A 13,484-nucleotide genomic window follows, 5' to 3' on the forward strand; every position below is an offset into this window, starting at 1 on the left:
GGTCATGTCGGGCTCGGCATGACGTTCGATTTTGATAGTTCGTGAGTGAGTTGTTATCAGGGCTAACACCTTAAGAAGACAAACGGTTAGCATCGGAATTTGGGCCGTTGATGGCGCGCGGCTGCACGGTCATTTTATCCAGGTTCAACTCCAGGTCGTCGTCTTCTTCGTGGTATTGCTCGTCGTAGTGCTGAATGAGGGCGCTGTCGATGGTTTCGTCTTTGCCGTGCTCGAAGGTGACCAGCAGGGCCGGCAGCAAAATCAGGTTCGAGAAGTTGGTAATCAGCAAGCTGGCCGACATTAGCAAACCCAGGGCTTTGGTACCGCCGAACTCACTGAAAGCGAAGATGCTAAAGCCAACAAATAGCACGATGCTGGTGTAGATCATGCTGGTACCAGCCTCACTAAGTGTGGTGCTGATGGCGGCTTTCACGCGGCGCCCGTTGGCGGCCATTTCCTGCCTGAATTTGGCCAGTAGGTGAATGGAGTTGTCGCCATCAATGCCCAGCGCAATGCAGAAAATAAGCGCCGTGGCGGGCTTCAGCGCAATGCCGAAGTAGCCCATCAGGCCGGCGGTGAGCAGCAGCGTAACGAAGTTGGGCAGCAGCGTGAAAAACACCGCCCGAATGGAGCGGAACAACACCAGCACAATGAGGCCGACCAGCCCAAACGCGTGAATTAAGCTGTTGCGCAGCGTACCAATGATGTATTCGTTGCCTTTGGTGAACAGAATGGTGGTGCCGGTTAGCTTCACGTCCACGCCCGTGCCGTTGAATATTTCGGCTATTTGTGGCTGAATCTTGTTGATGAGCAGCGTATCGAGGTTGCGCGAGCCGATGTCGGCAATCTTCAGCGAAATGCGGGCTTTCTGGCCCGTAGAGTCGGTAAAAGAGCGCAGCAGCTTGTTATCCATGCCGGTGCCGCCTTGCCCCTGCGAGCGGGCCAGGTAGCTCAGAATAAAGTTGCGCTCGGAATTATCGGGCAGGCGGTAGTACTGCGGGTCGCCGTTGTAGAACGTTTGCGTGGCGGCCTTCAGGAACGTTACGATGCTGATGGGCGAGGTAAGCTCGGGCTGGGTGCGCAGGTAGTTTTCCAGGCGGTCGATGCGCTCCAGGTTTTTGAGCTTCAGAATGCCGCGCTTCTTGCCGGTATCCACCACTATTTCCAGCGGCATAATGCCGTTGAAGTGCTGCTCAAAGAACTTCAGATCGGAGTTAACCGAGGAGTTTTTGGGCAGGTCGTCCACCATGTAGGCCACCGACTGCAACCGCGAAGCGCCCAACGCCCCCAGCAAGCTAAGCACCACCGCAATGCCGTACACCAGGCCGCGGCGCTCCAGCACCAGGTAATCGAAGAACTCCAGCAGCTTGGTTAGCGGCTTGGCATCGAGGTGCTCAAGCTGCTTGGGCGTGGGTGGCGGCAGGTAAGTGAATACAATGGGAATCAGGATAATCGAGATGAAAAACGCCGCGAAAATGCTGATGGTAGCCACCCAGCCAAACTGGTACAGAATGGCAATGTTGGTGAAGCAGAACACGAAAAAGCCCGTAGCCGTGGCCGTGTTGTTCATCAGCGTTACCAAGCCAATTTTGCGCACCACGCGCACCATGGCCAGCACCTGGTTGCCCGATATTCGGTAGTCGTAGTGGTACCTGGAAAGCAGGTAAGTACAGTTCGGAATACCGATTACGATGAGGATACTCGGTATCAGACCGGTAAGCAGCGTGATTTTGTAACCCAGCAGCACAATGGTGCCCACGCACCAGATAACTGCCACGCCCACAATGAGCAGCGGAAACACCACCGCCGACCACGTGCGGAAAAACACCAGCAGCGTGGCGCTGGTCACCAGCGCGGCCAAAATCAGGAAGAACTTCATTTCGCCGGCCACCTTGCTGGTCATGGTGGAGCGCACGTAGGGCAAGCCGGCGTAGTGCAATCGGATGCCCGTTTTTTGGGTGAACCGCTCGGCGTGGGCCAGAATATTGGTCATTACCGCCTGCCGCCGCGAGGAATTCAGGTACTTGGGGTCCATGGTAAGGGCCAGCAGCGTGGCCCCGGTTGTAGGACTGATCAGCTGCCCCTTGTAGAACTCTTGCCGGTTCACAATGCGCATGAGCGAGTCCAGCTCCTGCTGCGTTTGCGGCACCGTACGAAAAATGGGCGCCGTAGCAAAACGCTGATTGGCCGTGTCCTTGGTCAGCTGAATGAGCTTGGTAACTGACAGCACGCCATTCACGCCTTCTTCCTTAGCCAGGGTATCGGTCAGCAGCCGCAGCTCGTTAAAGTTGCCCAGCTTGTACACGTTGCTGTCCTGCAGGCCCAGCACCAGCACGTTGCCGTCTTCGCCAAAGGTCCTTTTGAACTGCTGGAAGTACACCATGTCCGGGTCGTCGGGGCTCACGACCTGAGCAAAATCATAGGTCATTTCCACGTCCTTGGCCTTATAAGCCATGAACGCGGTAATAATGGCCAGCAGCCCAACCAGCAGGCGGCGGTTCTTGATAATCAGCAGGGCAAGCTTACTCCACATCGGCTACAGCGGGAAAATTGGGGCAAAGGTACACAATGCCTTGTGGGCTATTTTTTTGAGCTGATTGGACGCCAGCACGAAAATTCATCAATTAGGTAAGTATATGTAACTCACTAGGTTGAAATACCCGTACAAGCTCGTAGTTTTCGCCGCCAGCCGATGCAACCACCGTATGCAGAAGCTGCTCTTCTCACCAGATGACCCTATACCACACCCCTGAGGCGTCGTTGAGCTACAACGCGTCTGCCGACACCCTGCACCTGAGCTTTAACGCGACTCACCTCGACTTGTCTTTCGGTGTTGCTTACCAGCACGCGCTGGAGCAAATGCTAAAGCAAAACGTAGGAAAACTGCTGCTGGACCTCAAGCGCAACGCGCCTTCCGATGAAAACCAGGAAGAGCTGCTCCTGAAGCCGCTTACCCGCTGCCTCCCGGAGCCCTTGGTGCGCCCCGTGTTCATTGCGGCCGTGCTCAGCGAGGGACAGTACCAGTACCAGATCAGCAACTGCCCGGCCAGTGGCACCACTTTCGTGCCCGACCGCGTGGAGTTTAATTACTTCACGTCGCGCCGCGAGGCCGCTTCCTGGCTGAACGGCCAGTAACGTTCTTTCGCACCCACCCCAACCTTACCACCCGCCCAATGAAAAAGCCCCGGATTTTCCGGGGCTTTTCGCTTTTAGAACCGTCTGTCAGCCTTACAGCTGCTCGAAAATACGGGCCGGGCTTACGGCCTGGGCAATGTAACCGTGTAGCTCCGAGATGGGCATGCGGGTTTGCTCGCGCGAGTCGCGGTGGCGCACCGTTACGGTGTCGTCCTCCAGCGTTTGGTGGTCAACGGCAATGCAGAAAGGCGTGCCGATGAGGTCCTGACGGGTGTAGCGCGTACCGATGCTGTCCTTCTCCTCCACTACCAGGCGGAAGTCGTGGCGCAGGGCGTTGTAAATTTCGTTGGCTTTGTCGGGCAGGCCGTCCTTTTTCACCAGCGGGAAAATGGCGGCTTTAATGGGCGCCACGGCCGGGTGCAGGCGCAACAGCTTGCGGGTTTTGGTCTGCTGCTTGTCGCCTTCGCCTTCGGTAATGGTTTCTTCCTGGTACGCCTGGCAAAGCGTGGCCAGGAACAGGCGGTCGGCTCCTACCGAGGTTTCCACCACGTAGGGCACGTAGTTACCGTAGGGCTTGCCGGTTTCGGGGTTTACGTCGTTATCGAAGTACTGCTGCTTTTTGCGGCTCAGGTTCTGGTGCTGGGTCAGGTCGAAATCGGAACGCGAGTGGATGCCCTCAATTTCCTTGAAGCCAAAGGGGAATTCGTACTCAATGTCCACGGCGGCCTTGGCGTAGTGGGCCAGTTTGTCGTGGTCGTGGAAACGGAGCTTGTCGGCGGGCAGGCCCAATACCTCGTGCCAGCGGCGGCGGGTTTCCTTCCAATGCTCGTACCACTCGCCCTCGGTGCCAGGGCGCACGAAGAATTGCATTTCCATTTGCTCGAACTCCCGCATGCGGAAGATGAACTGGCGCGCCACAATCTCGTTGCGGAAGGCCTTGCCAATTTGCGCAATGCCAAACGGCACCTTCTGGCGGGCCGATTTCTGCACGTTCAGGAAGTTCACGAAAATGCCCTGGGCCGTTTCGGGACGCAGGTAAATCTGCGAGGAGTCACCGGCTACGGCGCCCACCTGCGTCGAGAACATCAGGTTGAACTGGCGCACGTCGGTCCAGTTGGCCGTTTTGGAAATAGGGCAGAGAATCTTCTCGTCGAGGATTAGCTGCTTCACACCGGCCAGGTCTTCGGCCGTCAGCAGGCGGCCCATTTCGGCCAGTAGCGCATCGGCGCGGGCTTGGTCGCCGGCGTTTTCATACTCGGCGGCTTTCTCTTCCAGCAGCACGTCGGCGCGGTAGCGCTTCTTGCTGTCGAGGTTGTCGATGAGCGGGTCGGAGAAGCCGTCCACGTGGCCGGAAGCTTTCCAGGTGAGCGGGTGCATGAAAATGGCGGCGTCGATGCCCACCACGTTCTGGTTAAGCTGCGTCATGGCTTTCCACCAGAGCTGCTTGAGGTTGTTCTTCAGCTCTACGCCGTAGGGGCCGTAGTCGTACACGGCCGCTAAGCCGTCGTAGATTTCCGAAGACGGGAATACAAAACCGTATTCCTTGGCGTGCGACACGATGTCGGCGAGGGTATTTTCAGCCGTTGCGGCGTTTTTATCTGCGGGCTTGCTCATAATGAGGCAAAAGTAAGGCTTCCGGTAAAAGGCTTGCCACTAAACTTTTTGTAGAAGCAATGGTACAAGGCCTGTACCGGGAACATAGTCGGGCTTCGCTTCGGGTAACAATTTCATAATCTTGCGCCCCCTTGGCACGGCACTACTTTTGGCCGGCCTAACTTTTGCTCACCTAATTTCCCCTATATGCTTGGCTTAGAGCCTCAAGTGCTCCTGCTACTGCTGCTGTGTTTGGTTGCCGCCTGTGCGTTTGAGTTCGTCAACGGCTTCCACGACACCGCTAACGCGGTAGCTACCGTGATTTACACCAACACCCTGCGCCCTTGGGTAGCAGTGGTGTGGTCGGCGTTCTGGAATTTTATCGGCGTGTTTGCCGGCGGTATCACGGTGGCCATGGGCATAGTGTACCTGCTGCCCGTCGAAAGCCTCGTCGACCAAAATATTTACCACGGCATTGCCATGGTGGGCGCGCTGCTGCTGTCAGCCATTCTCTGGAACGTGGGCACTTGGTACTACGGCATTCCGGCATCGTCGTCGCACGCCCTTATCGGCTCTATTCTGGGTGTGGGTATTGCTTTTTCGCTGCTACCCGACTCGGGCGGCGCGGCCGTTAACTGGAGCAAAGCCACCGAAACCGGCCTGGCGCTGCTCATCGGTCCGCTGGCTGGCTTCACGCTCACCATCGTCATCATGTTTGTGCTGAAGCGTTTCGTGCGCAACAAGGCCATTTTTAAAGAGCCACACAAGCGCAAGCCCCCACCCCTCTGGATCCGCCTGATTCTGATTGCTACCTGCACCGGCGTGAGCTTTTTTCACGGCTCGAACGATGGCCAAAAAGGCGTGGGCCTGATCATGCTCATCCTCATCGGTATCGTGCCCTTCAAGTTTGCCCTCGACGAAACCAAAAACCCGCTGGACATGCGCGGCTCTTTGGTGAAGGTAGAGCAGGTGATGCGCAAAATAAATCCGGCCGAGCTGGCGCCCGACGAGCAAGTAGCGTTAACTGAAATCAACCAGCAAACGGCGAACCTCGACCGCATTTTTGCCGCCAAAACCAACGTTAAAGAAGTACCGGAGTCGGAGCGTTTCCAGATCCGCAAGGCCATTCTGTTGGTTTACAGCCGCGCCAAAAAGCTTATGAGCAGCGAGCGGGTCAGCCTCAGCCCCTCCGACCGGAAGCTCTACGACAGCAGCATCCAGAACATGCGCGACTTCACCGACTACGCGCCTAAATGGGTTATTCTCATCGTGTCTCTTTCCCTGGGCCTAGGCACCATGATTGGCTGGAAGCGCATTGTGGTAACCATTGGGGAGCGAATTGGCAAGGAACACCTCACCTACGCGCAGGGCGCCTCGGCCGAGCTTGTTGCCGCCAGCATGATTGGCGTTTCTACCTCCATTGGGCTGCCCTCCTCCACCACCCACGTGCTGTCGTCGGCCATTGCCGGCTCTATGGTGGCCAACCGCGGTATCCGGAACCTGAACCCCAGCATGGTGCGCAACATTGCCTTGGCCTGGGTACTCACGCTACCGGTTACCATGACCTTGTCGGGTTGTTTGTTCCTGCTGTTCCGTGCGTTGATGTAGCCTGCCTAACGCCTGAATTAGACACAAAAAAGCCGCCCTCAGCAGGGCGGCTTTTTTATTGAAGCGGGCCTAATCCACCGGGAATTGCGCCCTACGCAGAGTTGACTTATTCAGTTGCAATTGCACTTATAAATCGTTGTATTCAGGTAGTTATCCACTTATCAACAGAGAAAAACCGCTGTTTTGTGGATAACTCAGCCGTTATGCGGGCCACTGCACCTCCAAGTCGTCGTTTATGAACACTCCGAAGTTGACGAATTGCAGCTCGTCTTCGTCGAAGTAGAGGTCTATCATTTCCTTTTCGTAGGACAGGCGCACCTCGCCGGTATCGACTTTCTCGATTTCCGGTTCCTGGTGACCGTGACGTTTCATAAGGGCCTGAATTTCCTCCACCGACTTGCCCTGAATAGGCTCGCCGTAGAGGCTCATGCCCGGGTGGTCGGTTTCGATGCAGCTGAGGCGGTAGTCGTCTTCGCGGTCGAAGTACAGGGAGTAGCCTTCTTCGAGGTAATTCCAGGCCTGGTGCTCGAATTCGTCTTCGTCCTCGGATTCCTCAATTTCCTCCGGCTCGCCCATCAGGGCACGCACTTCGTCCATTTTGGCGCCGAACTTGAGCGGGCCCATTCCCTGGCCCAAAACGATTTCGTTTTCTTCCGTGCTGCGTTGGGGCGTATTCATGTTGTGGTGTCTTTGGAAGGTTGGTAGCGCAGTAAAGGTAGCAAGTGTGGGTTGCGAGTTGTCGGTTGCAGTTGGCAGGGTATGAAAACGAGCCAATACCTCGTAACCACCAACTGATAACCAAAACCGACTGCTCACTTTCCGTAGCGTTCCATGAAACGGGCTTTCTGGGCAACGTACTCGGGGTGGTGCTGGGCCTCGTCCCATTTCGCCTTGAAGATGGCGGCGGCTTCGGCCTTTTGGGGGTCTTCGGGGCTACGCGGCAGCTCGGCCCGACCGTGGGCACCGCTTTGCCCCTTCTTGTCGTCGGGAACGGGTCCGTCGTACTTCTTGCCGCCGCGGTGGTTTGCGTAGCGCCTGGCCCGCGTGAAGCCCATCTGCAGGAACTTCCGGGCCATGTCGGCACCCACGAAATCTTCGCGCTTCAAATAATCGAGAAACAGCCCGTAAATCGTTTCCGAGGATTCGCGGGCCAGCTCGGGCGTTCGGAAGCGCCAATGGGGCAGAATTTCGCCCTTATACGGTTCCACCAACAGCACGCCCTGTTCGCCTTTGCCTACGCGGTAAAGCTCGGGCTGCTGCCGAAAATCGACGTGGCGGAAATCGAGGTTGTAGTCAAACGGCATAGCGGACACTTGCAGCCGGCTTATACGCAAGCGGGCCAGCCCACAGCTATGCTTTTCCACATACCATACGGTGGAAAAGTGGAAAACGGCCCCTAGAGCTCATTAAACGCAGGTTTTTGGCAGCCGGCACTGCTTTTTCAACCGGCTCCGGCTTTTCCCAAAGAACAAGCCCTTGGCCACTCTGCTCTTGGCTTTACACGACGAGCTTTCAGCCGGCTGATTTTTCGGCCGGCCGAGTTATCCACCTGCCTAATAACTTTTCATTAAATAAAATTTTAAGAAATTCTTTTTTGTCCTCAGTCGTAGAGGCGGTGTATAAGTGGATAAGAATTGGGGTTATGCACACGGCTTGATAACATGTGTACAAGAAAGGGTTTATGCACCGGCTATCAACAGGGCATGTGTATTTTATTAATATGATAACCAGTGAATTAACAGGTTTTTTCACAATCCACATGCTTGTGCACAGAGGCGGTAATGCACATAAGCCAGGCTCGTGGATAAGGCTTAAACCTGGGGGAAGTTGTCCACGCTTATTCACACCGCTTCGGCACTGTTAGCGGGCGGGAACAAGCAAAAAAACTTATCAGCTATTTCTCCACGGCCATCCACACGTTATCCGTGGATTATCCACAGGTTATCCGCAGGTTAGGGGAAAAGCCGAAAAAGGGGCCGTGAATAGCCTGTGGACAACTTAAAACAGTGCTGATAATCAGGGAGAAGCTACTTCCAGCGGCGGGGAAGAAACAGTAAAAAGCCCCGGTACCAGCGGTACCGGGGCTTTCAGCAAAACGACACGGTCAAAAGGCCAATTGTAAGTTCTCGATGTCCCAATTGGCCCGCACTTGCTGCGGCTGTGGGAAGTTGAAAACCGGCTCAGCCGGTAAACGGAGTTTAGGGTCGCCGCCCCGCCAACGGCCGTCGTTATCGGCATCTACCAGCACCCGCAGGCGGTACGTACCCGGCGCCAGGTTATCGAACTTGAACGTGCGCGGGCTAATGAGCGAAGTAATGATCTGGTAGTTCTGATCGAGCAACTGCAGCTCGAAGCGTTTAGCCGTGGTTTTTACCGTACCCGCTAAACTGCCCGTAGAGGCCTGGTCAGTTACTGCCAGGCGCAACGGGCGCAAGCCCAGGGCCTGCCCGCTAACGGGCAGTATGGCGGCCGAATCGGGAATGAAGGTGATGCGGCCACGGGCTTTGGTGTTCAGGTTTACGGTGAGCAGCGTGCGGTCGGGGCTGAGCAGGCCATCGGCAGGGCTGCGCAACGGGCGCCGCGTGGTGGAATCTTCCACCAACACCCCAAACGGGCGGTTGGGCAGCAGTTGTACCGGCTCGTTAAACTGAAAACGCAATTGCCCGTTGCGGTACACCTCGCGGGCATTGTCCACCACTGTGTACTGCGGGCCCCGGCGGTTCGGCTGCTGGCCGTCGAATTTCACGTTCACCGTATCCACGCCCGTATTGCCGGCGCTATCGGTGGCTGACAGAAGATAGCGGCCCGCCGCCAACGCCGGCGTACGCTGCACCGCCGCCGTGCGCCCTTTTTCGGTGAGGAACACGGCTGCCGAAATTGCCGGCGTGGCGGGCTGGCCTAACGGAGCAATGGCCACCTGCCGCAGGCCTTCGTTATACCCCACCTGAAACTGGGCCGACGTGGACTTCTGGCTCAAAACAAGCGGGCGGCGCGAATCGGGCCGCACCATCACCAGCTGCACCGAGTCGAGACCGGCACGTATCTGCACGGGTTGGGGCAGGTAGGCAATGGCTTCGGGCTCGTCGAAGCGGCTGTTCTGGTTTTTATCGAACAAGGCGTACACGCGGTACGGACCTTCGCGCAGGTTACGTAGCACAAACGCGCCGCTTTTATCGGTGCGGCCGGCGTAAAACGGGCGCTGGCGGCGCACGTCGGCGGTGTCGCCGGCGGGGTAAAGCGCAATTAGCGCTTCGGCGGCGGGCAAGCCCGTGAGCAGCTGCGTAACCGTGCCGGCCACCGAGCCAGAGTCCAGGGCTGCGCCGGTACTGAACGTGAGGATGGTATTGGCCGCTACGTTGCTCTCGGTAATGTCGGTAACCGCGTCGCGGAAGTTGAACACGTACGTGGTATTGGCCGCCAAGGGCTTTTCGAACCGAAGCTCCACGGAGTTGCGTTCCTGCCGCACCTTGTACGGGTTGTCTTCCGCCAAGCTGGGCGTAACCAGCAGGTTTTTGCTGAGTTCCTTCAGCTGTACCTGCTCCGAAAACTCCAGCCGCACGCTTTGCTGCGTAACCGAGGTAGCGCCGTTGCGTGGGCTGCTACGCACCAGTTCGGGCGCAATAGTGTCGCGGGCACCGCCTTCGGGTGCGCTGATGGCCGCGCAGCCCGCCAACCACAAGCCGGCCGGCAAACACCACAGCAGATTAACGCGAACGGACATTATAAAGCAGTAAAGTGGAAAGCGTGATAAGGGCACAAGCACCCAGAATAACCCAACGGCTGCGCGGTTGCAACGGTGCTACCGGCGCATCGGGCGTAAGGCCTACCGGCGCCGTTTTCACCGTGTCGGGCTGCGTCACAGGGGTTTTTACCGCCGCCGAATCGATACGAACCGGTACCGTCTGCGCTTCCGCCGACAACGTACATGCCAGCAGCAAAATCCCTGTAAGCCGGCGTGCTGACAACGAAGCAGAGGAAAACAACGACATAAGCACGGGGCAACAACGGCAAAAATAACAGAAGCCGCCTCGCCCCTGCCCTAGCGCTTTTCGGCGGGCGTTTTGCTGCCTACGTAAATCAGGCTGGAATACTGGCCGCCGTGCTGCACCGCCTGCTGGTTCGACTTGTACCCGGCTTTGAACGCGGCCAGTAAACCGGCGTTGCGTTCGGCGCGGTACCGCTCACTCAGCATGCTCACGTAATACGCGTCGAGCACCAGTGGCAAGGTTTGGCGCAGGTGCAGGTGATGCTTGCGCAGCAGCTTGGTGAGCGTTTTAGGCGTGAAATGGTACAAATGACGTGGCACGTCGTACGCCGCCCATTGCTCGCGGTAATACTGCGCGTCGGGGCTTTCGGCGTTCGGCACGGCTATGATGATGACGCCGTCGGGCTTGAGCAGCCGCACCAACTGCTGCATGGTGCCGGTGAGGTCGTGCACGTGTTCCAGCACGTGCCACAGCGTAATGGCGTCGAACGACTCGCTGGGAAACTGCGTCAGGTCGCCGGAGCTGATGGGCTGACCGGTGCGCTCCTGGGCTTGGGCGCGGGCTACGTCGCTGGGCTCAACGCCCGAAACCTGCCAACCGGCTTTTTGGCAAGCAGCCAGAAAATGGCCGGTACCACAACCGTAATCGAGCAAGCGGCCACGGCGCGGGGCCGCTTTGTTCACCAAACTCACCTTGCGGCGCATGGTGTACACCCGAGCCACCTGGTAGACTTTGTTCACCAAGCCCTTGTTCGTATCGGAGTGCGACACGTAGTCTTCGCTCTCGTAATAGCGGCCGATGCTGGCGACGTCGGGGCGAGGGTTGGTCAGCAACAAACTGCACGCGGCGCATTGCACAATGGCAAAGCTCTCGTGGCTTACCGAGTAGTCTTCGACCACCATTTTCGGCCGAAACTCACTTTTCCCGCACACCGGGCACTGTTCCACGCGTTCGTACGACACCAAGCAGGGACTTCAAACTCTGAAAAACAACAGGGCAACCGCCCCGTCAATACTCAACCAATCAAAAGTAAGCTTCCTGGCAGAGAATACCGGATAATAGACCTGCAAGCTACCACGCACGAGCCACAAACAAAAAAGGAGCTACCGGTGAAGGACGCTCCTTTTTTGTTCTTAGATCTAACGTTTACTTGCCCAAATACACCATCAGCACCGAAATATCGGCCGGCGAAATACCGCTGATGCGCGAGGCCTGCCCAATGGTTTCGGGCTGCACGCGCAGCAGCTTTTCGCGGGCTTCGTGCGAGAGGGCCGGCATAGCTTTATAGTCCAAACGGCCTACAATGCGCAGGTCTTCCAGTTCGCCCATGCGCTGGGCCTGCAGGTGCTCCTTCTCGATGTAGGTTTCGTACTTCACGCTGATGCCGGCCTGCTCTAGGGCATCGGCGCCGTAGGTTTGCAGGTACTGATCGAGCTCCGGCAAAGCGCGCTGCAAATCGGCCAACTCCACCTGCGGGCGGCGCAGCAGGTTTACGGCGCGGGTTTTCTCGTGAATCGGGGCCGAGCCTAACTCCACCAGCAAGCCGTTGATTTCACCCGGCTCTACAGGCTTTTTATTCAGATATTCCAGCACGTCGGCGGTGGCGCGGCGCTTTTGCTCCACGCGCTGCATGCGCTCATCTGAAGCCAGGCCCAGCTTGTGACCCAGCGGTGTGAGGCGCAAATCGGCGTTGTCCTGGCGCAGCAAAATGCGGTGCTCGGCGCGGCTCGTGAACATGCGGTAGGGCTCGTCGGTGCCTTTGTTTACGAGGTCGTCGATGAGCACGCCGATGTAAGCCTCCGAGCGGCGCAGCACGAAGGGCTCCAAGTCCCGCACGCGCTGGTGGGCGTTAATGCCGGCCATGAGGCCCTGGCAGGCGGCTTCCTCGTAGCCGGTGGTGCCGTTAATCTGGCCCGCGAAATAGAGGTTGCGCACCGGCTTGGTTTCCAGCGTGAGGTTGAGCTGTGTGGGCGGGAAAAAGTCGTACTCGATGGCGTAGCCCGGCCGGAACATCTTCGCGTTTTCGAAGCCCGCAATCTGACGCAGGGCATTGTACTGCACGTCTTCGGGCAAAGAGCTGCTGAAGCCGTTCACGTACACTTCCACAGTGCTCCAGCCTTCCGGCTCCACAAAAATCTGGTGGCGGTCCTTGTCGGCGAAGCGGTTGATTTTGTCCTCTACACTCGGGCAGTAGCGCGGCCCCAGGCCCTTGATGCGGCCCTGGAACATGGGCGACTTCTCGAAGCCGGTGCGCAGAATCTCGTGCACCTTTTCGTTGGTGTACGTGATGTAGCACGGCCGTTGCTTGGTGAGCTGCGGCGTATCTAGGTAGGAGAAGCGGCTGGGATTTTCGTCGCCGGGCTGCTCTTCCATTTTACTGTAGTCGAGCGAACGGCCGTCAACGCGGGGCGGCGTGCCGGTTTTCATACGGCCCGTTTCAAAACCCAACTCGCGCAGCTGCTCGGTAATGCCGGTGCTCATTTTCTCGGCAGCACGGCCCCCACCAAACTGCTTTTCGCCGATGTGGATAAGACCGTTCAGGAAGGTGCCGTTGGTCAGCACCACCGTTTTCGAGCGGAACTCGATGCCGAGCTGGGTGCGTACGCCCACGCAGGTGCCGTCTTCCACCAAGAGGCCGGTTACGGCTTCCTGCCAGAAGTCCACGTTCGAAATGCCTTCCAGCGTGAGGCGCCATTCTTCGGCAAAGCGCATCCGGTCGCTCTGGGCGCGCGGGCTCCACATGGCGGGACCTTTCGAGCGGTTGAGCATCCGGAACTGAATCATGGTTTTGTCGGTAATGATGCCCGACTGCCCACCCAGCGCATCCACCTCGCGCACAATCTGCCCCTTTGCCACCCCGCCCATGGCCGGGTTGCACGACATCTGCGCGATGGTGTTCATGTTCATGGTAATGAGCAGCACGCTCGAGCCGAGGTTGGCGGCGGCGGCGGCGGCTTCGCAGCCGGCGTGGCCGGCTCCTACCACAATAACATCGTATTCCTGTGTCAGCATAGCTGGGAGTTGTTTCGGAAGGGGGTAACAGCCAGGGGCTGCGTTTTGTGCCGGAAAGCAAAAAACCGTTTCTGGGATGGCAGAGACGGTTTGAAAATCAACTTAAGAAAGCCGCGTAACCTGCTCAGAACGTGCGCAAAGATACGCCAC

Annotated in this window: 9 protein-coding genes; 2 read left to right on the top strand and 7 right to left on the bottom strand. The window is 57.6% G+C overall.

Going from position 1 to position 13,484, the window contains the following annotated elements; all coding sequences use genetic code 11:
* Positions 1-70 precede the first annotated feature (70 nt).
* Entirely contained in the window at positions 71-2,533 is a 2,463-nt protein-coding gene (locus ABD903_RS19245; RefSeq protein WP_345226935.1) for an efflux RND transporter permease subunit, read from the bottom strand.
* Between the two features lie 197 nt (positions 2,534-2,730).
* On the opposite strand from ABD903_RS19245, the gene ABD903_RS19250 reads away from it, so the two are divergent.
* Positions 2,731-3,135 carry a hypothetical protein gene (locus ABD903_RS19250; protein ID WP_345226936.1) on the top strand — a complete coding sequence of 135 codons (405 nt, stop codon included), beginning with the start codon at positions 2,731-2,733 and terminating at the stop codon, positions 3,133-3,135.
* 93 nt (positions 3,136-3,228) lie between these two features.
* On the opposite strand, the gene ABD903_RS19255 is transcribed toward ABD903_RS19250, so the two are convergent.
* Entirely contained in the window at positions 3,229-4,749 is a 1,521-nt protein-coding gene (locus tag ABD903_RS19255; protein ID WP_345226937.1) for a glycine--tRNA ligase, read from the bottom strand.
* A 186-nt stretch (positions 4,750-4,935) separates the two neighbouring features.
* Here ABD903_RS19255 and ABD903_RS19260 point away from each other — a divergent pair, with 186 nt between their 5' ends.
* On the top strand, positions 4,936-6,336 hold the full coding sequence (locus ABD903_RS19260; protein ID WP_345226938.1) for an inorganic phosphate transporter: 1,401 nt from the start codon (positions 4,936-4,938) through the stop codon (positions 6,334-6,336).
* 201 nt (positions 6,337-6,537) lie between these two features.
* Here the strand turns inward: ABD903_RS19260 and ABD903_RS19265 are convergent, their stop codons facing one another.
* From ABD903_RS19265 to mnmG, 5 genes are all read right to left on the bottom strand, one after another.
* Positions 6,538-7,014: a hypothetical protein gene (locus ABD903_RS19265; protein WP_345226939.1), complete on the bottom strand. Its 477-nt coding sequence runs from the start codon at positions 7,012-7,014 to the stop codon at positions 6,538-6,540.
* Between the two features lie 134 nt (positions 7,015-7,148).
* Positions 7,149-7,640, bottom strand: a complete 492-nt coding sequence (locus ABD903_RS19270; protein WP_345226940.1) for a DUF4385 domain-containing protein — start codon at positions 7,638-7,640, stop codon at positions 7,149-7,151.
* Positions 7,641-8,440: 800 nt separating this feature from the next.
* Complete coding sequence (locus ABD903_RS19275; RefSeq protein ID WP_345226941.1) at positions 8,441-10,057, bottom strand: Ig-like domain-containing domain; 1,617 nt, start codon at positions 10,055-10,057, stop codon at positions 8,441-8,443.
* 318 nt (positions 10,058-10,375) lie between these two features.
* Positions 10,376-11,284, bottom strand: a complete 909-nt coding sequence (locus ABD903_RS19280) for a class I SAM-dependent methyltransferase (protein ID WP_345226942.1) — start codon at positions 11,282-11,284, stop codon at positions 10,376-10,378.
* Positions 11,285-11,468: 184 nt separating this feature from the next.
* Entirely contained in the window at positions 11,469-13,331 is a 1,863-nt protein-coding gene (mnmG, locus tag ABD903_RS19285) for a tRNA uridine-5-carboxymethylaminomethyl(34) synthesis enzyme MnmG (protein WP_345228107.1), read from the bottom strand.
* Positions 13,332-13,484 lie beyond the last annotated feature (153 nt).

The organism is Hymenobacter koreensis (genome assembly GCF_039541855.1).
Classification (GTDB): Bacteria; Bacteroidota; Bacteroidia; order Cytophagales; family Hymenobacteraceae; genus Solirubrum; species Solirubrum koreensis.